Raw genomic sequence first — 19069 nt, 5'->3', positions numbered from 1 at the left:
CCGTCAGGGCAATCCCCGCCCGCCGGCGGCCCACCGAAATCTGCGAGATATTTCCGTCACATGCCCGATTTCAAGGTCATCCGCGATTCCACCCCGCCGTCGGACATCCTCAAGGGCGCGGTGGTGGCGATGGGCAATTTCGACGGCGTCCATCTCGGTCACCGGGCCGTGATCGAGGCGGCCATCGAGATGGGCAAGGCGAAGGGGCGCCCGGCGCTGGCACTGACCTTCGAGCCGCATCCGCGGCGCTTCTTCAGCCCCAACACCCCGCAGTTCCGCCTGACCGACGAGGCCGCCAAGCTGCGGCTGCTGGCCGGAACCGGGCTTGCCGGCGCCGTGGTCATGACCTTCGACAAGGGCCGCGCCCAGACCTCGGCGCAGGACTTCATTCACCATGACCTGATCGGGCGACTCGGAGTCGCCGGGATCGCGGTCGGCTACGACTTTCATTTCGGCAAGGGCCGCGTCGGCTCGCCCAGCCTGCTCGCCAACGAGGCGCCCAAGCTCGGCATCGAGGTCGACATCCAGGCCCATGTCGACATCGACGAGCGGCCGGTGTCCTCCACCGCGATCCGCGAAGCGCTGGCGGAGGGCCAGGTCAGCGAGGCGACCGCGATGCTCGGCGGCCCCTGGTTCGTGAGCTCCGAGGTCATCCACGGCGAGAAGCGCGGCCGCGACCTCGGCTACCCCACCGCCAACATGCGGCTCGATCGCGATTGCGGGCTGCGCCACGGCATCTATGCCGTCCGGGTCGGCCGCGGCCGCGGCGCGAACCGGGTGCTGATCGACGGCGTCGCCAATTTCGGCCGCCGGCCGACCTTCGACAACGGCGCGCCGCTGCTCGAGACCTTCCTGTTCGATTTCAAGGACAGCCTCTACGGCGAGGTCCTGGACGTCGCCTTCATCGGCTTCATCCGCGAGGAGGCCAAATTCACCTCGATCGAGGCCCTGATCCGGCAGATGAACGACGACAGCGCGCGGGCGCGCGCCCTGCTGGCGGCCGCCCCCGGCCTCTTCCCCCGGCTCGGCGAGATCGGCTGATCCTCCTGCGCCATTGGTGACGTCATTCCGGGGCAGCCCGCCAGGGCTGAACCCGGAATGACGCTGAACGACGATCCCGCAGCGTTGATGCCGCAGGATGACTTTGCGATTTCGCAGGCCCCCTGCTATGAGGGAGCCCCATGTTGATACGGCGCATCATCGGCATTAGCGGCCCGGCTTCCGCCTGAGCTTCGAGCTCGGCGCAAGACCGGGATGTCTCTGCTCGTTCCGCCGCCCGCGATCGAAATCGCGTCTCAGCGCCCTCTTAAAGCTCAGCCAGCCAGATCACGATGTCCGAAAAGCCGCAAAAGCCCGACGCCCAAAAATCCGACGCCAAGGACTATTCCAAGACCCTGTATCTGCCGCAGACGGAATTCCCGATGCGCGCCGGCCTGCCGCAGCGCGAGCCGGAGATCCTGAAATATTGGGGTGACATCGACCTCTACGGCAAGCTGCGCGAGACCGCGAGGAACAGGCCGAAATTCGTCCTGCACGACGGCCCGCCCTATGCCAACGGCAACATCCACATCGGGCACGCGCTGAACAAGATCCTCAAGGACGTCGTGACCAAGAGCCAGCAGATGCTCGGCCACGACTCCAACTACGTGCCCGGCTGGGACTGCCACGGCCTGCCGATCGAGTGGAAGATCGAGGAGGAGAACTACCGCAAGAAGGGCAAGACCAAGCCCGACTTCCGCGACTCCGCCGCCATGGTTGCATTCCGCCGGGAGTGCCGCGCCTACGCCGATCACTGGCTCAACGTGCAGCGCGAGGAGTTCAAGCGTCTCGGCGTGATCGGCGACTGGGATCATCCCTACGCCACCATGACCTATCCGGCGGAGGCGCAGATCGCCCGCGAGCTGATGAAGTTCGCCGCCAACGGCACGCTGTATCGCGGCTCCAAGCCAGTGATGTGGAGCGTTGTCGAGAAGACCGCGCTCGCCGAAGCCGAGGTCGAGTACGAGGACTATCAGTCCGACACGGTGTGGGTGAAGTTTCCGGTGACCTCGCCGGCGCATGGCGCGCTCGCCGGCGCTTCCGTGGTGATCTGGACCACCACACCCTGGACCCTGCCCGGCAACCGCGCCATCTCGTTCTCGCCGAAGATCGCCTATGGCCTCTACGAGGTCACCGACGCGCCGGCTGACAACTGGGCCAAGACCGGCGACAAGCTGATCCTGGCCGATGCGCTGGCCGACGGCGTGTTCAAGCAGGCGCGCGTCACGAGCTACAACAGGCTGCGCGACGTCCCCGGCGACGCGCTCGACGCCGTCGAATGCGCCCATCCGCTGAAGGGCCTCGCCGGCGGCTACGGCTTCACGGTGCCGCTGCTGCCCGGCGACCACGTCACCGACGACACTGGCACCGGCTTCGTGCACACCGCGCCCGGCCACGGCCGCGAGGATTTTGACGTCTGGATGGCGCATGGGCGCGAGCTCGACGGCAGGGGCATTGCGACCACCATCCCCTACACCGTCGACGAGAACGGCGCGCTGACCGATCATGCCCCCGGCTTCACGGGAAAACGCGTCATCAACGACAAGGGCGAGAAGGGCGACGCCAACGAGGCCGTCATCAAGGCGCTGACCGATGCCGGCATGCTGCTCGCGCGCGGCCGCCTCAAGCATCAGTATCCGCACTCCTGGCGCTCCAAGAAGCCGGTGATCTTCCGCAACACGCCGCAATGGTTCATCGCGATGGACAAGGACATCGCGGACGACGGCAAGGCGAATTCCGGCGATACCTTGCGCGCCCGCGCACTGCGCGCGATCTCGGTCACGCAGTGGGTGCCGGCCGCCGGCCAGAACCGCATCAACGGCATGATCGCCAACCGCCCGGACTGGGTGATCTCGCGCCAGCGCGCCTGGGGCGTGCCGATCGCGGTATTCGTGCGCGAGACCGGCGACGGATCCGCCGAGATCCTGCAGGACGAGACCGTCAACACCCGCATCACGGACGCCTTCGCCAAGGAGGGCGCCGATGCCTGGTACGCCGACGGCGCGCGCGAGCGCTTCCTCGGCTCACGCGCCAACGAGGACTGGAAGAAGGTCGACGACATCTGCGACGTCTGGTTCGACTCCGGCTCGACCCACGCCTTCGTGCTCGAAGACCCCGTGCACTTCCCCGGCCTCGCCGGCATCAAGCGCAAAGTCGATGGCGGCCGGGACACGGTGATGTACCTGGAAGGCTCCGACCAGCATCGCGGCTGGTTCCACTCGTCGCTCCTGGAAAGCTGCGGCACGCGCGGCCGCGCGCCGTATGACGTGGTGCTGACGCACGGCTTCACGCTCGACGAGAACGGCCGCAAGATGTCGAAGTCGCTCGGCAACACCGTCGAGCCGCAGAAGGTGATCAAGGACTCCGGCGCCGACATCCTGCGCCTCTGGGTCTGCGCGACAGACTATGCCGACGACCAGCGCATCGGCCCGGAGATCCTGAAGAACACCATCGAGACCTACCGCAAGCTGCGCAACAGCATCCGCTGGATGCTCGGCACCCTGCACCACTACAAGCGCGGCGATGCGGTCGCGTTCGCGGATATGCCGGAGCTGGAGCGGCTGATGCTGCATCAGCTCTCGCAGCAGGCCGAGACCATCACCCGCGCCTATGCCGCGTTCGACTACAAGACCGTGATCGCGAGCCTGGCAGCGTTCATGAACACCGAGCTGTCGGCGTTCTATTTCGACATCCGCAAGGACACGCTGTATTGCGATCCGCCGTCGTCGGTGGCGCGCAAGGCGGCGCTGACGGCGATCGACCTGATCTGCGACGCCATCCTGAAATGGCTGGCGCCGGTGCTGTCCTTCACCACCGACGAGGCATGGCGGATGTATCGCCCCGACGCCGAGCCGTCGGTGCATCTGACCCTGTTCCCGGATGCGATGGACCAGTACCGCGACGATGCGCTCGCCGCGAAGTGGGAGACCATCCGCAATATCAGGCGCGTCGTCACCGGTGCGCTGGAGCTCGCGCGAGCCGCCAAGACCATCGGCTCCTCGCTCGAGGCCTCGCCGATCATCTACGTCGCCGACCGCGCGCTGCTCGGCACCTTGTTCGATACGGATCTGGCCGAGGTCTGCATCACCTCGAACTACGAGGTCCGCGAGGGCGACGCGCCGGCCGATGCGTTCCGGCTCGATGCGGTGCCGGGTGTGGCGGTGGTCGTCGAGAAGGCCGTGGGCAAGAAGTGCGCCCGCTCCTGGAAGATCCTGGAGAGCGTCGGCGACGACAAGGACTATCCCGACGTGTCCCCGCGCGACGCGCAGGCGCTGCGCGAATGGAAGGCGCTGGGGGTGGGCGTGTGATGCGCGATCGCGCGTCACACTCCGCCGTCGTCCCCGCGCACGCGGGGACCCATAACCACCGGCCGTCTTGGTAGGCAAAGACTGATGACTCCGAGTCCTTTTCACCAATCGGCCGTCCGCGGTATGGGTCCCGGCGTTCGCCGGGACGACAGCTGTGTTTGCGGCCGGCCTGGTGGTCAACTCACCAGCTTGCAATGACCCCCCGCCTCCGTCTCGGCCTCATCGCCAGCTTCGCCACCCTGGTCATCGACCAGGCCTCCAAGCTGTGGCTGCTATACGTGTTCGACCTGCCCAACCGCGGCACCGTCAGGATCACCCCGTTCTTCGACCTCTACCTCGCCTGGAACATCGGCATCAGCTTCGGCTGGCTGCAGAGCGAGAGCGCGCTGGCGCAATATGGACTGATGGCGGTGAAGGCCGTCGCGGTGGTCGCCCTCGGCATCTGGATGGCGCGTGCGGAAAGCAAGCTGGCGACGGCGGCGCTCGGCCTGATCATCGGCGGCGCCATCGGCAACGGCATCGACCGGCTGGCCTATGGCGCGGTGGTCGATTTCGCGCTGTTCCACATCCAGATCGGCGGCACGGTCTACAACTGGTACATCTTCAACATGGCCGACGTGGCCATCGTTGCCGGGGTGGCGGGCCTGCTGTATGACTCCTTCTTCGGGGCTCATGCCGCAAAAGCGCCCTGATCGGGGTCGATACCGGCCGGTGCTGTCCCGGAGCCAAGAGCCTGAGGTTCTTCACGTTTTCGGGACTGGCGCGGTGACCGGACCAGCCGCCTGCGGCGAGCGTCCAAATCGGTGGATTCGCGGCCGGTTCGTCGGAGCCCGAGCACTGCACAAGCGAGGACGGGAAAAGCCATGCGCAAGACCGAAGTCAGCGGCCGGATCGTGACCCACGCGGCCATTCGCGCCCTGCGGCTGTCCGCCGTCGCGCTCGGCATCGGCCTCGTCATGGCCGCCGGGGCCGCCCGTGCCCAGGACGACGAGGAAGACGACAAGACCTTCGAAGAGAAGATCATCGATAATCTGATGCGCGGCCTCGGCGGCACCAACATGGAGACGCCCTCCATCGAATACCGCGAGCGGTCGCCGCTGGTGGTGCCGCCCAAGCTCGATCTGCCGCCGCCCGCCGCCGCGGCGCAGGCGACCGCGCCGAACTGGCCGAAGGACCCCGACGAGCAGCAACGCCGTGCCGCGGCCGCCGCGCGCAAGAAGGAAAACAAGGATCCGGTCAATGCGGCCCGCCCGCTGACCCCGGCCGAGATGAAGATGGGGCGGACGGCCGCCGCCAAGTCGACTGAGCCGATTCAGCCCGGCGTCGCCAACAACCCGATGATGAGCCCCTCACAGTTGGGCTTCAAAGGCGGCCTGTTCGGCATGTTCAAGGGCAGCGACAGCGAGACCAAGCCGTTCACCAGCGAGCCGCAGCGTGAGAGCCTGACCCAGCCGCCGCCCGGCTATCAGACGCCGTCGCCAAGCTATGCCTACGGCACCGGCAAGCAGGAGCCAATCGGCGGCAAGCAGATGGACATCATGACCGGCAAGGAACGGTGACGGCGGCACCGCCCCGTTCGCCCGGAGATGCCGGCTTCGCTGGCGTTAGCGAAATTTAATGTCTCGCGGCGGCACGATGTCGCCGTTTTGTGACGTCGGGCGCCGTCCGGCGCGATGTAGCATGATGCGCTCAAACCCGATCGCCCCTCCCTGCGGGCCTCCAGAAGGATCATGATGTCCTCGCACCGGTTCAAATCCGTCGCCGCCGCGCTCGTCTCCCTCATCGCGTTCACGGCCGGCGCTTCGGCGCAAACGACGTTCGCCTCCGAGCCCCCCACCAGCTTCACCCTCCCCAACGGCCTGCAGGTCGTCGTCATCCAGGATCACCGCACGCCGGTCGTGACGCAGATGATCTGGTACAAGGTCGGCTCCGCCGACGAGACGCCCGGCAAGTCGGGCCTGGCGCACTTCCTCGAACATCTGATGTTCAAGGGCACCGAGAAGCATCCGGCCGGCGAGTTCTCCAAGACGGTCCTGAAGATCGGCGGCAATGAGAACGCCTTCACCTCGGTCGACTACACCGGCTACTTCCAGCGCGTGCCGCGCGATCAATTGCCGAAGATGATGGAGTTCGAGGCCGACCGCATGACCGGCCTCGTGCTGAAGGACGAGAACGTGCTGCCCGAGCGCGACGTGGTGCTCGAAGAGTACAACATGCGCGTCGCCAACTCGCCGGAAGCGCGCCTCAACGAGCAGATCATGGCGGCGCTGTACGTCAACCACCCCTATGGCCGGCCGGTGATCGGCTGGCGGCCGGAGATCGAGAAGCTCGGCCGCGAGGATGCGCTGGCGTTCTATCGCCGCTTCTACGCGCCCAACAACGCGATCCTGGTGATCGCCGGCGACACCGACGCCAAGGAAGTGCGCCCGCTCGTGGAGCAGACCTTCGCCAAGATTCCCGCGCAACCCGACATCCCCGCGCGCCGGTTGCGGCCGCAGGAGCCCGAGCCGGTGGCGCCGCGCACGGTCACACTGGCCGACCCGCATGTCGAGCAGCCGTCGATGCGCCGCTTCTATCTGGTGCCCTCGGCCACCACGGCTGCCCCCGGCCAGTCGGCCGCGCTGGACGTGCTGGCGCAACTGATGGGCAGCGGCAGCAACTCCTATCTCTACCGTGCGCTCGTCGTCGACAAGCCGCTCGCGGTCAATGCCAGCGCGTCCTATCAGGGCACGTCGCTCGATCCGAGCCAGTTCTCGATCGCGGTCGCGCCGCGTCCGGGCGTCGATTTCGCCCAGGTCGAGGCTGTCGTCGACAGCGTCATCGCCGAGATCGCACAGAACCCGGTGCGCGCCGAAGACCTCGAACGCGTCAAGACGCAGCTCATCGCCGAGGCGATCTACGCCAATGACAACCAGGCGACCATGGCGCGCTGGTATGGCGGCGGCCTCACCACAGGTCTCAGCATCGAGGACATCAGGAGCTGGCCCGACCGCATCCGGGCCGTGACCGCCGAGCAGGTCCGCGCCGCCGCGCAGACCTGGCTGCAGAAGAAGCGCTCGGTCACCGGCTATCTGATCAAGGACAATGCGGCCAAGCGCGAGGAGAAGCGGTCGTGATGAACACAATGACCTTCGCCCGCCGCTTCGCCTGCGCGCTCGCCGTCGGCGCCGCCGCGCTCACGATCGCTCCTGCCGCCCATGCGGCGACCAAGATCCAGCACCTGGTGTCGCCCGGCGGCATCGAAGCCTGGTTCGTGCAGGACGCCACCGTGCCGCTGATCGCGATGGAATATGCGTTCCAGGGCGGCGCCTCGCAGGACCCCGTCGGCAAGCCCGGCGTCGGCAATCTCGTGGCCGACCTGCTCGACGAAGGCTCCGGCGATCTCGACTCCAAGACCTTCCACGAGCGGCTCGACCGCCGCGCCATCGAGCTCTCCTTCCAGATCTCGCGCGATCAATTCCGCGGCTCGCTGCGCATGCTGCGCGACAACAAGGACGAGGCGTTCGAGCTGCTGCGGACGGCGCTGACGTCGCCGCATTTCGACAGCGCCGACGTCGAGCGCATCCGCTCGCAGGTGATCTCCGGCCTGCGCCGCGAGACCACCAATCCGAGCTCGCTGGCGGGCCGCAAGTTCCTCGAGCTTGCCTTCCCCAACCACCCCTACGGCCGTCCGGCCAACGGCACGCTGGACAGCGTGCCGACGATCACCGTCGACGATCTCAAGGCCTATGTCGGCCGCGTGCTCGCCAAGGACACGCTCAAGGTCGCGGTTGTCGGCGACGTCGACCCGGCCACGCTCGGCAAGCTGCTCGATCAGACGTTTGGCAGCCTGCCCGCCAAGGCCACTTTGACGCCAGTGCCCGACGTCGTCGCCACCAGGCCGCCGCAGCGTGCGCTGGTGCCGCTCGACGTGCCGCAGACGGTGATCACCTTCGGCGGTCCCGGCATCCGCCGCCACGACCCGAACTTCATGGCGGCCTATGTGGTCAACCACATCCTCGGCGGCGGCGGCCTGTCGTCGCGGCTCTACAAGGAGGTGCGCGAGAAGCGCGGCCTCGCCTACTCCGTCTACGACGCGCTGCTGTGGATGGATCATTCGGCGCTGTTCATCGGCAACACCGCCACCCGCTTCGACCGCGCCGGCGAGACCATCGCGGCCGTCGAGCAGGAGATCCGCCGCATGGCGGAGGAAGGCCCGACCCAGCAGGAGCTCGACGAGGCCAAGTCCTACATCAACGGCTCGCAGATGCTCGCGCTCGACACCTCCTCCAAGCTGGCGCAGGCGATGCTGCAATATCAGCTCGACAAGATGCCGATCGACTACATCGAGAAGCGCAGCGAGATCGTCAACGCGGTGACGCTGGACGACGCCAAGAAGGCGGCCAAGCAGCTCTGGAGCCAGGGCCTGCTGACCGCCGTCGTCGGCCGCACGCCGCAGGCGGCCGCCGAACCGGCGCAAGCCCCAGTCACGGCTCCGGTGACGAAGACGAACTGAGCTTGCGAAGGCGCGCTCGCCTTCAACGACGCAGAATAACTATCAATGGCGACGTCATGCCCGGGCTTGTCCCGGGCATCCACGTTTTGGGGCAATTGACGCAGGTGGATGGCCGAGCCTTCGCCACTCCAAAGCGACTTCAGCCGCGCAGGCTGCACAAGCCCGGCCATGACGGCTGCTCGTGGCTTCCCACCGCGGCATCGACAAAAATGGTGTCGTCCCGGCCTTGAGCCGGGACCCATACCCCCAGGGAGGTGTTTTGGGGCAGGCTGGTGTTGGGCATCTCGCGCCTCACATCTGCTGCGGCGTATGGGTCCCGGGTCGGCGCCATCGACGCCGCTTCGCGGCGCCGACGGCTTGCCCGGGACGACAGCGGGGCCAACACACCGACGTCACATACGAATAATTATCTTGCTATTTTTCCGAATTCATGATCAACTCTCCTTATCCCGCCTCACCGCAGAGGGGCGCATCGCGATCGTCACGACACGCGAGGCGGGGATGCGATGGCCGCGAGAGATCGCAGCGTCTTCTGAGCGAAGGCGCGGACGAACGATCTGTCGCGGACGTGAAGTCGCGTGGTCCTGGCATCCCGACGCTGATGCCAAGCTCGCCGGTGATGATGATCCGGCGGGCGACGGTGGCCAACAAGCCCGGTGCACCGAGGAGAGCGCGTATAAGCGTGAAGACCGTCGCGCGGGGAATGCCGGGATGCCTCGGCTGAACCTGTGGTACCTGCCGCCTGCATTTTTTTCGCAGGCGGGCCATGGGTGCGGCCAGCGCCCGGCATTCCCCGCGCCCTCTGCATTCTCAGCGAGGGCCACGACGATGCAAGCCTCGGGCAGGCATGCCGCGAGAGCGCGAAGCCGTGTCCTAGCTGATCGTCCCCGCTGTTTGAACCGTGAAGTCCGCCACACCAACCGCTGTCGTCCCGGACAAGCGCGCAAGGCGCGCGCAGATCCGGGACCCATACGCCGCAGCCGAAATGATGGGGACGAGATGTCAATGACCCGCCTGCCCCAAACTGCTCCCTGGGGTATGGATCCCGGCGTTCGCCGGGATGACAGCGGAGATTGTGATGACTGTCCCGGGTCAACGGTGCCGTCGACGCGAACCCGCGCACGCCGCCCCTAAAACCGCTATGGTGCACGCGAAAGCCTCGATTCCCCCTGGTGCTCCATGCTGCGGATTTCCCGCGACCTTGCCATCGACGAGAACGACATCGAGATCTCGTTCGTCCGCGCCTCCGGCCCTGGCGGCCAGAACGTCAACAAGCTGTCGACGTCGGCGCAACTGCGCTTCGACACCAGCCGCATCACGTTGCCGGAGGATGCCGCGGCACGGCTGGCGCGGCTGGCCGGCCAGCGCATGACCAAGAACGGCGTCATCGTGATCCAGGCCGAGCGCTTCCGTACCCAGGAGCGCAACAAGGCCGATGCGATCGAGCGGCTGGTCACGCTGCTGCGCGAAGCGATGGTGCGGCCGAAGGTGCGGCGCCCGACCAAGCCGACCTTCGGCTCCAAGCAGCGCCGGCTCGAGGGCAAGAAGCTCCGCAGCGACGTCAAGGCGGGGCGCGGGGCGCGCCGTTTCGACGATTAGTCCGTAACGCTGACATTCCTGCGGCGCGCACGACTGCTGCGCACGCTTTGTTCCCACTGAAACAGCCGGCTACTACCACGGCGCGCCACCTGCGACCTACGCTCCGGAAAAATTGCGAGCGAGGAACGATGGCGGGACGGCGTGCGGCGCAAGATGCGCTTCTTCTGTGCGGGGCATTCATTGGCGCGGTGCTGAGCACCACGATCGCGTCGGCGCAGATGGCGCTGCCCGCACCGAAGCCCGTCGACGGCGCCACCCTGTTCAAGCAGCAATGCGGCGTCTGCCATACGCTGAGCAGCGCCGAGCCGATGCGGCAGGGGCCGCCGCTGTCGAAGATCGTCGGCCGCCGCGCCGGCTCGATCGAAGGTTTCCGCTATTCGGCCGGCTTCGCCAAGGCCGATTTCACCTGGGACGAGGCCAAGCTCGACGCCTGGCTGACCAATCCGCAAGAGCTGATCCCCGGCGCCGTGATGGCCTATCGCCAGGCCAAGCCCGACGTGCGCGCCACGATCATCAACTATTTGAAGGACAATTGAGATGGCCAAGCCCGTACACTCCATGATCCGCGTCTTCGACGAAGCGAAAGCGCTCGACTTCTACAAGCGCGCCTTCGGGCTGGAGATCGCCGACAACCTCCGCTTCGACGGCTTCGCGCTGATCTATCTGCGCCATCCCTCCTCGCCGTTCGAGGTCGAGCTCACCGTCAACTACGACCGCAAGGAGCCGTACACGCTCGGCGACGGCTACGGCCATCTCGCCGTCGTCGTCGACGATCTCGACGCCGAGCACGCCCGCTTCGAGCGCGAGAACCTGGCGCCAGGCCCGTTGCGCGATTTCAAGCACAATGGCGCGACACTCGCGCGCTTCTTCTTCGTCACCGATCCCGACGGCTACAAGATCGAGGTGATCCAGCGCGGCGGCCGCTTCGGCTGAGCCGCCGACCACGAAAATACACCCAACAAAAACCCACGGAGGATACCCATGAGAGAAGTCGATCGCCGCAACAAATACGACCGCCGCGTCTTTCTCAAGGGCGCGGCCTCGACCGTGCCGGCCGCGGCCGTGGCTTCCGCGACCGGCTTCGGGATCACCGATGCCTGGGCCGAGGATGCCAAGGCGCTGACGCCGGCGACGCTGAAGACGCTGGTGAAGGTCGCGCGCGACATCTACCCGCACGACTTCCTCGCCGACCGCTACTACATCACCGCGGTCAAGCCGTGGGACGGCAAGGCGGCGGAAGATGCCGCGGTCAAGGCGATGATCAATGACGGCGTCGCCCGGCTCGATCAGGACGCGAAGGATCGCCACAAGGTGCCCTATGCGCAGGTGCCGTGGGAGGCCGACCGCGTCGCGCTGCTCCAGGGCATCGAGCAGACCACGTTCTTCAAGACCCTGCGCGGCGACCTCGTGGTGTCGCTCTACAATCAGAAAGAGCTCTGGCCAAAGTTCGGCTACGAGGGCTCCTCCGCCGAGCATGGCGGCTACATCAACCGTGGCTTCTCCGACATCGACTGGCTGCCGAAAGCCTGACGCCGGCGAACAACGAAGAGAACACGGAGGACACCACCATGGCAAAATTCGACCAGAACGATTCGAGCGTCGTCGTCATCATCGGCTCGGGGGCCGGCGGCGGCACGCTCGGGAACGAGCTCGCCCAGAAGGGCATCAAGGTCGTCATACTGGAGGCCGGCAATCGCTACGAGATTCCGGACTTCATCAATGACGAATGGGAGAGCTTCACCCAGCTCGCCTGGACCGACATGCGCACGACCTCGGGCACTTGGCGTGTCGCCAAGGACTTCGCCAATTTGCCGGCCTGGATTGTCAAGGCGGTCGGCGGCTCGACCGTGCACTGGGCCGGCGCCTCGCTGCGCTTCGACGAGCACGAGTTCAAGGCCCGCACCACCTATGGCGGCGTCCCCGGCTCGAGCCTCATGGACTGGCCGGTGACGCTCGCCGAGATGGAGCCGTGGTACGCCAAGGCCGAGTTCAAGATGGGCGTGACCCGCACCAACGACATTCCCGGCCTGCCCGGCAACAACAATTTCAAGGTGCTCGAAGCCGGTGCCCGCAAGCTCGGCTACAAGACCGTGCACACCGGCAACATGGCGATCAACTCGCAGCCGCGCGACGGCCGCGGCTCGTGCCAGCAGATCGGCTTCTGCTTCCAGGGCTGCAAGTCCGGTGCGAAATGGTCGACGCTCTACACGGAGATTCCGAAGGGCGAGGCCACCGGCAATCTCGAAGTGCGATCCGGCAGCATGGCGATCAAGATCGAGCATGACGCCTCCGGCAAGGTGACCGGCGTGGTCTATGCCGACAGCCAGGGCAAGATGCAGCTGCAGAAGGCCCGCATCGTCGCGGTCGCCGGCAACTCGATCGAGAGCCCGCGCCTCCTGCTCAACAGCGCCTCGAACATGTTCCCGGATGGCCTCGCCAACTCCTCCGGCCAGGTCGGGCGCAACTACATGCGGCACATGACCGGCAGCGTCTATGCGACGTTCGAAAACCCGGTGCACATGTATCGCGGCACCACGATGGCCGGCATCGTGCGCGACGAGGCGGCGTTCAATCCGAAGCGCGGCTTCGTCGGCGGCTATGAGATGGAGACGCTGTCGCTCGGCCTGCCGTTCATGGCGGCGTTCCTCAACCCCGGCGCCTGGGGCCGCAGCTTCACCGCGGCGATGGAGACCTATCCGCGCATGGCCGGCATGTGGCTGGTCGGCGAGGACATGCCGCAGGAGACCAACCGCATCACGCTCGATCCGGTCGCCAAGGACAAGTTCGGCATGCCCGTGGCGTCGGTGCATTTCGACGACCACCCCAACGACGTCGCGATGCGCGCCCACGCCTACAAACAGGGCTCGGCGATCTACGAGGCGGTCGGCGCCACCGTGACCTACCCGACCACGCCCTATCCCTCGACGCACAATCTCGGCACCAACCGGATGAGCGAGAAGGCCAAGGACGGCGTCGTCAACAAGTTCGGCCAGACCCACGACATCAAGAACCTGTTCGTGTCCGACGGCAGCCAGTTCACCACGGGGGCGGCGTGCAATCCGACGCTGACCATCGTGGCGCTGGCGATCCGCCAGGCCGACTACATCGCGGGCGCGATGCAGAAGAAGGAGATCTGATTAGCAACGCGTGATGGGTGCGCACCTCACCCGCCGCGAATGCAGTCAGCGCCTCCCCCGCTTGCGGGGGAGGTCGCATCGCATCGAAGATGCGATGCGGGTGGGGGAACGCTCCACAAAGACTGCCCATGAAGCGCGCGCAGGAAAGACTGCCCGTGTGGCGCCCCCACCCCGCCCTCCCCCGCAGGCGGGGGAGGGAGACGAGACAGCAGACGCGTGGCTACTCCGCCGCGTCCATGATCGCGGCCGGCGCGCGAAAATCCGGCACCGCGGCGGTCGCCTTCGCCCGATAGATCAGGCAGGAACAGCGCAGCAGCGAGGCGAAATTCCTCACCTCGCCGTGGTGGTCGAGCACCTCGGCGTACAGCGTGGTCACGAACTTCGCGAGGCTCATGCCTTCCTTGGCGGCGATCTCCTCGAGCGTGTCCCAGAACGCCATTTCGAGCCGGATCGACGTGCTATGGCCGCCGATCCGCAAACTACGGGTCTGCGACTCATAATCGCGCTGAGGCTGGTGTGCGAACAGATGGCACATGGTCTTCCTCCGGCTGATCGTTATTTTTGCGAAACGATATACTGGCCCCGCCCGCCTCACAATCCCGTTGGAGAAGGTTGCTTTTCTCTGCCGCAGCGCATGAAAAAAGCTATTCTCGTCCCACATTTGCAGCGTGGCCGCCGCAGCGCCGCGCGCCTTCAAGATCCAAGCCAGCCAGCTTTCAAGTTCGTTCGCACCATGCCCGTCCGCCAGCTCCCCGAACAGATCGTCAACCGCATCGCCGCCGGCGAGGTGGTCGAGCGGCCGGCGAGCGTGGTCAAGGAGCTGGTCGAGAACGCCATCGATGCCGGCGCCAGCCGCATCGACATCTTCACCGACGGCGGCGGGCGGCGGAAGATCGCCATATCAGACGATGGTGGCGGCATGACCGCGGCCGACCTCGCGCTCGCGATCGAGCGCCACGCCACCTCCAAGCTCGACGACGAGGATCTGCTGCAGATCCGCACGCTCGGCTTTCGCGGCGAGGCGCTGCCCTCGATCGGCTCGGTGGCGCGGCTGTCGATCACGACGCGACACAAAAGCGAACCGCACGCCTGGGCGCTTCAAGTCGATTGCGGCGACAAGTCCCCGATCGTGCCGGCCGCGCTGAACCAAGGCACCCGCGTCGAGGTCGCCGACCTCTTCCACGCCACGCCGGCGCGGCTGAAGTTCCTCAAGACCGACCGCACCGAGGCCGAGGCGATCCGCGAGGTGGTGCGGCGGCTGGCGATGGCGCGGCCCGACATCGCCTTCACCCTCGCCGGCGAGGAGCGCGCGCCGGTGACCTGGGCCGCCGCGCTGCCCGGCGCGCCGGGCCAATTGACGCGGCTCGGCGACATCCTCGGCGCCGACTTCCGCAGCCATGCGATCGCGGTGCGCAGCGAGCGCGATCACGTTGTCGTCGAAGGCTTCGCCGCGGCGCCGGCGCTGACGCGCGCCAATGCGCTCGGCCAGTATCTGTTCGTCAATGGCCGCCCGGTGCGCGACAAGCTGATCCTCGGCGCGGTGCGCGCCGCCTATGCCGACTATCTGCCGCGTGACCGCCATCCGGTCGTGGCGCTGTTCGTGACGCTCGATCCGCGCGAGGTCGACGCCAACGTGCATCCGGCCAAGACCGAGGTGCGCTTTCGCAATGCCGGCCTCGTGCGCGCGCTGATCATCCACGCGCTGAAGGAAGGTCTCGCCCGCGAAGGCCGCCGCACCGCGGCCAATGACGGCGGCGCGACCATCGCCGCATTCCGCCCGGCGTTCGCGCCGCCGCGACCCAACGTCGGTCCGATGAACTGGGACTGGCAGCGCTCGCCGTCGGCGCCGGTGATGCCGCATTTCGGCGGCTCCTTCCCTGCGGCGGCGCCCTCACCAGATCTCGGGTCGTTCGGGCTTGCGGAATCCTCTCAAGCGGCGTTCGACGTCGGCGGCCCGCGCGCCGACGTTCGGCTGCACGAGCAGCCGGCGACGCCTGACCTGCTCGACCGTCCGCTCGGCGCCGCGCGCACCCAGATCCATGACACCTACATCGTTGCACAGACCCGGGACGGCCTCGTCATCGTCGACCAGCACGCCGCGCATGAGCGCATCGTCTATGAGCGGCTCAAGGCCTCGCTGGCGGCGCATGGCGTGCAGCGGCAGATCCTGCTGATCCCGGACATCGTCGAGCTCGACGAAGCCACCGTCGAGTCACTGCTCGCGCGCACCGATGAGCTGGCCTCGTTCGGCCTCGCCATCGAATCCTTCGGCCCCGGCGCCGTCGCCGTGCGCGAGACGCCATCGCTGCTCGGCAAGATCAATGCCGCAGGCTTGCTGCGCGACCTCGCCGAGCACATGGAGGAATGGGGCGAGGCGCTGCCGCTGGAGCGCCGCCTGATGCACGTCGCAGCCACCATGGCCTGCCACGGCTCGGTCCGCGCCGGCCGCCGCCTCAAGCCGGAAGAGATGAACGCGCTGCTCCGCGAGATGGAGGACACACCGAACTCGGGCCAGTGCAATCACGGCCGCCCGACCTATGTCGAGCTGAAGCTCGCGGATGTCGAGAAGCTGTTCGGGAGGAGATAGCGGCTACGATTGAGGCCACGACGATAGCTACAAATCCGGTGTCGTCCCGGACAAGCCACCGGCGGCGCGCAGCGCCGTCCGGCGGCGCCGATCCGGGACCCATACGCCGCAGCAGCAGTCAGGGACATGAACGACGTTACGAGCAGCCAGCCTCCCAACGCAATCCTGTGGCTATGGGCCTCTGCGTTCGCAGGCGCGACAGCGAGCGAGGATCAGGACCGGCGCAGGAACACGAACTCCGTGTCGTCGTAAGCGCGGCGCTCGAGCTCTTCGAACCCCTCGGGCGCCTTGAACGCGGCAGCCTTGGACTCCTCGACCACGAGCAGCGCCGATGGCACGAGCCAGCCGCCGTCGCGCAGCGAGGCCAGCGCCTTCTCGGCCAAGCCCTTGCCATAAGGCGGATCGAGGAACACCAGCGAGAACGGCTCGACCGGATGCGCCGGTCCGAGATCGGTGGCGTCGCGGCGGTAGACCTTGGTGACGCCGCCGAGCCCGAGCGATTCGACATTGTTGCGCAGCAGCGCCCTTGCCTCGGCGCCGTTGTCGACGAACAGCGTGAACGCCGCGCCGCGCGAGGTCGCCTCGATGCCGAGCGCGCCGGTGCCGGCAAACAAATCGAGCACGCGTGCGCCCTCGATCGGATCCTCGTAGGCGTGGACGAGGATGTTGAACAGCGCCTCGCGCAGCCGGTCCTGCGTCGGCCGGATGTCACGCGACGCAGGCGAAGCGATGTTGCGGCCCTTCAGCCGTCCACCGACGACACGCATCGCAACACCCTACTCGTCATCCTGCGGCGTGATATCGCGCTTGCCGTGATAGCCGCGCTTCGGCCGCCGCGGCGGACCGGGGAAACGCGCCTCGGCTTCGTGGCGCTCGCGCGCTTCCTCGCTGCCGGTACGCTGGACGAGCACGCGGCGGCCCTTGCGGTCGGCGACGACCTCGCGCTTCGGCTTGGGCTTCGGGTCCGGCAACGGCTCGCGATTGCCCTTGCCCGCAGGACCGAGATCAGCACCCGACTGCGCAATGACCTTCTCGCCGAGCTGCTCGCGCAGCACCCGCGTCTTGACTTCCTGCACCTCGCCCTCGGGCAGCTCCAGCAGCTGGAACGGACCGTAGGAGACGCGGATCAGGCGATTAACCTCGAGGCCGAGATGCGCGAGCACGTTGCGCACCTCGCGGTTCTTGCCCTCGCGGATCGCGACGACGAGCCAGACATTGGCGCCCTGGTCGCGCTCGAGCGTCGCTTCGATCGGGCCGTATTTGACGCCGTCGACCTCGACGCCCGCGGCGAGCTGATCGAGCTGCGCCTGTGTGATCTCGCCATGGGCGCGGACGCGATAGCGCCGCGTCCAGCCGGTGTCCGGCAATTCCAGCACGCGCGCGAGGCCGCCGTCATTGGTGAGCAGCAAGAGCCCTTCGGTGTTGAAGTCGAGTCGGCCGATCGAGATCAGCCGTGGCAGGCCCTCGGGCAGATTGTCGAACACCGTCGGCCGCCCCTCGGGGTCGCTGTGCGTCGTCATCAGCCCGCGCGGCTTGTGATACAGAAACAGCCGCGTGCGCTCGCGCTCCGGCAGCGGCGCGCCGTCGACCTGGATCACGTCATTCTCGGTGACATCGAGCGCGGGGGAGTTGATGACGCGGCCGTTCACCGTCACGCGGCCCTGCGTGACCATCTCCTCGGCGTCGCGGCGCGAGGCGAGGCCGGCGCGGGCCAGCACCTTGGCGATGCGCTCGCCGGCCTTCTTCGGTGCGGCCGGCTCGGCGGCAACGCGGGCGCTGCGCTTGTCGGTCTCGGGCTTGCGCTCGCGATAGGCGCCGCGGCCGCCGAACGCCGGACGCTTGGCGAAGACCTTGCTGTCGTCTTCATTGTCGCGGCGCGGCCGCTCGGAGAAGCCGTCGCGGCCACGGCGTTCGCTGCGCGGATGCTCCTGCCAGGAGGTGCGCCCCTCGGGACGGCGCGGCCGGTCGAAGCTGCGCTCCTCGCCCCGATCCCGCGGGCGGTCGAACTTCGGCTTGTCGAATTTGGGCCTGTCGAATTTCGGACGATCCTCGCTGCTGCGCTGGGTGCGCGGGCGATCGAAGCTGCGGCCGCCTTCGCGCGGCGGACGCGGGCTGCGTTCCGGGCGATCGCCATCCGCGCCGCGCTTCTGCCACGGCTTGCTCTCGCCGCGCGAGGGACGGTCGCCAAACTCCTTGCGCGGCCCGCGCGCGCCGGCACCGAACTTGCGCTCGCCCCGATCGCCTTCAGCGCCGCGAGAGAACTTGCGCTCTCCGCCAAACTTGCGCTCAGGGCGATCGCCGGTCCGCGGCGGACGGTCGCCGAAGCTGCGCTCGGTGCGCGGCCGGTCGCCGCGATCACGCGCGCCCTCGCCGCGTGGCGTATAGGGGCGTTTCTCACCATCGCGCTCCCGCGGAGCGTAGGGCTTGCGCTCGCCGAACTTGCGCTCGGACGATCGCCCCGCCGGACGAGCCTCGTCGCGACCGGCGCGCGGCGTATAGGGACGCTTCTCGCCGCCCCGCTCGTCGCGATCGAATTTCGGCCGGTCGCCACGCGGCTTGAAGGCGCGCTTCTCGCCATCGCCCGACCGCGCCGGGCGAGCGGCATAGGGCCGATCGCCGCGCGGCCGCTCATCGCGGTTGAAGCGCGGCTTGTCGCCAAAGGATTTGCGCGGCGCATCGCCGTCGTCGCGGCGGCGCGGGGCGCGGCCCTCGTCGAAGGAGCGCTTGCCCCGGCCACCCGCTTCCTTGTCGCCGAAGCCGCGCTTGGCGAACTTCTTTTCCGGCCCACGTGCGGCGCCCGAGCGTCCTTTGCCGCCCTCGGACCGCCCCCGCGGGGCGCCGCCGCGGCGGCCGCGGGAATCGTTGTCTTTGTCGGTGGTGCGGGGCATGAAGGTCTCACTTCGAG

Annotated in this window: 15 protein-coding genes; 12 read left to right on the top strand and 3 right to left on the bottom strand. The window is 67.5% G+C overall.

What is annotated here, in order from left to right:
* The first annotated feature begins 60 nt into the window (after positions 1-60).
* The 11 genes from QX128_RS05260 to QX128_RS05210 all read left to right on the top strand — a co-directional run bounded on the left by QX128_RS05260 (position 61) and on the right by QX128_RS05210 (position 13577).
* Entirely contained in the window at positions 61-1041 is a 981-nt protein-coding gene (locus tag QX128_RS05260) for a bifunctional riboflavin kinase/FAD synthetase (RefSeq protein ID WP_316236857.1), read from the top strand.
* A gap of 290 nt (positions 1042-1331) precedes the next feature.
* Positions 1332-4346, top strand: coding sequence for an isoleucine--tRNA ligase (ileS, locus tag QX128_RS05255; protein ID WP_316236856.1), 3015 nt, complete (start codon positions 1332-1334; stop codon positions 4344-4346).
* A 194-nt stretch (positions 4347-4540) separates the two neighbouring features.
* Positions 4541-5038, top strand: a complete 498-nt coding sequence (gene lspA, locus QX128_RS05250; protein ID WP_316236855.1) for a signal peptidase II — start codon at positions 4541-4543, stop codon at positions 5036-5038.
* A 171-nt stretch (positions 5039-5209) separates the two neighbouring features.
* Complete coding sequence (locus QX128_RS05245; RefSeq protein WP_315801940.1) at positions 5210-5905, top strand: hypothetical protein; 696 nt, start codon at positions 5210-5212, stop codon at positions 5903-5905.
* Positions 5906-6076: 171 nt separating this feature from the next.
* Positions 6077-7462: a pitrilysin family protein gene (locus QX128_RS05240; protein WP_316217117.1), complete on the top strand. Its 1386-nt coding sequence runs from the start codon at positions 6077-6079 to the stop codon at positions 7460-7462.
* Positions 7462-8841, top strand: coding sequence for a pitrilysin family protein (locus QX128_RS05235; RefSeq protein ID WP_316183219.1), 1380 nt, complete (start codon positions 7462-7464; stop codon positions 8839-8841). Before QX128_RS05240 ends, QX128_RS05235 begins: the two co-directional genes overlap by 1 nt.
* A 1179-nt stretch (positions 8842-10020) precedes the next feature.
* Complete coding sequence (arfB, locus tag QX128_RS05230; protein WP_006610408.1) at positions 10021-10440, top strand: alternative ribosome rescue aminoacyl-tRNA hydrolase ArfB; 420 nt, start codon at positions 10021-10023, stop codon at positions 10438-10440.
* A gap of 218 nt (positions 10441-10658) precedes the next feature.
* Complete coding sequence (locus QX128_RS05225) at positions 10659-10976, top strand: c-type cytochrome (protein ID WP_315802168.1); 318 nt, start codon at positions 10659-10661, stop codon at positions 10974-10976.
* A gap of 1 nt (position 10977) precedes the next feature.
* Positions 10978-11373: a VOC family protein gene (locus QX128_RS05220; protein ID WP_315801937.1), complete on the top strand. Its 396-nt coding sequence runs from the start codon at positions 10978-10980 to the stop codon at positions 11371-11373.
* Between the two features lie 48 nt (positions 11374-11421).
* Positions 11422-11970 carry a gluconate 2-dehydrogenase subunit 3 family protein gene (locus QX128_RS05215; protein ID WP_316236854.1) on the top strand — a complete coding sequence of 183 codons (549 nt, stop codon included), beginning with the start codon at positions 11422-11424 and terminating at the stop codon, positions 11968-11970.
* 38 nt (positions 11971-12008) lie between these two features.
* Positions 12009-13577, top strand: a complete 1569-nt coding sequence (locus QX128_RS05210; protein WP_316236853.1) for a GMC family oxidoreductase — start codon at positions 12009-12011, stop codon at positions 13575-13577.
* A 220-nt stretch (positions 13578-13797) separates the two neighbouring features.
* Here QX128_RS05210 and QX128_RS05205 read toward each other — a convergent pair whose 3' ends face one another.
* Positions 13798-14112, bottom strand: coding sequence for a ribbon-helix-helix domain-containing protein (locus QX128_RS05205; protein ID WP_316217224.1), 315 nt, complete (start codon positions 14110-14112; stop codon positions 13798-13800).
* Positions 14113-14310: 198 nt separating this feature from the next.
* On the opposite strand from QX128_RS05205, the gene mutL reads away from it, so the two are divergent.
* Positions 14311-16164 (top strand): DNA mismatch repair endonuclease MutL, encoded by a 1854-nt coding sequence (gene mutL, locus QX128_RS05200; protein ID WP_316236852.1) that lies wholly within the window; start codon positions 14311-14313, stop codon positions 16162-16164.
* 212 nt (positions 16165-16376) lie between these two features.
* Here mutL and rsmD read toward each other — a convergent pair whose 3' ends face one another.
* A complete protein-coding gene (rsmD, locus tag QX128_RS05195; protein ID WP_316179448.1) occupies positions 16377-16931 on the bottom strand; it encodes a 16S rRNA (guanine(966)-N(2))-methyltransferase RsmD in 555 nt (184 codons plus the stop codon).
* A gap of 9 nt (positions 16932-16940) precedes the next feature.
* A complete protein-coding gene (locus QX128_RS05190; protein ID WP_316236851.1) occupies positions 16941-19052 on the bottom strand; it encodes a pseudouridine synthase in 2112 nt (703 codons plus the stop codon).
* Between the last annotated feature and the right edge of the window lie 17 nt (positions 19053-19069).

This window comes from Bradyrhizobium sp. SZCCHNR1015, assembly GCF_032489875.1.
GTDB lineage: Bacteria > Pseudomonadota > Alphaproteobacteria > Rhizobiales > Xanthobacteraceae > Bradyrhizobium.
Note: the sequence above shows the minus strand (reverse complement) of the source record. Positions and strands in the feature narration are given on the sequence as shown.

Coding starts and splice junctions, on each gene's coding strand:
- QX128_RS05260 (WP_316236857.1), top strand. CDS start 61: ATGCCCGATTTCAAGGTCATCCGCGATTCCACCCCGCCGTCGGACATC.
- ileS (WP_316236856.1), top strand. CDS start 1,332: ATGTCCGAAAAGCCGCAAAAGCCCGACGCCCAAAAATCCGACGCCAAG.
- lspA (WP_316236855.1), top strand. CDS start 4,541: ATGACCCCCCGCCTCCGTCTCGGCCTCATCGCCAGCTTCGCCACCCTG.
- QX128_RS05245 (WP_315801940.1), top strand. CDS start 5,210: ATGCGCAAGACCGAAGTCAGCGGCCGGATCGTGACCCACGCGGCCATT.
- QX128_RS05240 (WP_316217117.1), top strand. CDS start 6,077: ATGATGTCCTCGCACCGGTTCAAATCCGTCGCCGCCGCGCTCGTCTCC.
- QX128_RS05235 (WP_316183219.1), top strand. CDS start 7,462: ATGAACACAATGACCTTCGCCCGCCGCTTCGCCTGCGCGCTCGCCGTC.
- arfB (WP_006610408.1), top strand. CDS start 10,021: ATGCTGCGGATTTCCCGCGACCTTGCCATCGACGAGAACGACATCGAG.
- QX128_RS05225 (WP_315802168.1), top strand. CDS start 10,659: ATGGCGCTGCCCGCACCGAAGCCCGTCGACGGCGCCACCCTGTTCAAG.
- QX128_RS05220 (WP_315801937.1), top strand. CDS start 10,978: ATGGCCAAGCCCGTACACTCCATGATCCGCGTCTTCGACGAAGCGAAA.
- QX128_RS05215 (WP_316236854.1), top strand. CDS start 11,422: ATGAGAGAAGTCGATCGCCGCAACAAATACGACCGCCGCGTCTTTCTC.
- QX128_RS05210 (WP_316236853.1), top strand. CDS start 12,009: ATGGCAAAATTCGACCAGAACGATTCGAGCGTCGTCGTCATCATCGGC.
- QX128_RS05205 (WP_316217224.1), bottom strand. CDS start 14,112: ATGTGCCATCTGTTCGCACACCAGCCTCAGCGCGATTATGAGTCGCAG.
- mutL (WP_316236852.1), top strand. CDS start 14,311: ATGCCCGTCCGCCAGCTCCCCGAACAGATCGTCAACCGCATCGCCGCC.
- rsmD (WP_316179448.1), bottom strand. CDS start 16,931: ATGCGTGTCGTCGGTGGACGGCTGAAGGGCCGCAACATCGCTTCGCCT.
- QX128_RS05190 (WP_316236851.1), bottom strand. CDS start 19,052: ATGCCCCGCACCACCGACAAAGACAACGATTCCCGCGGCCGCCGCGGC.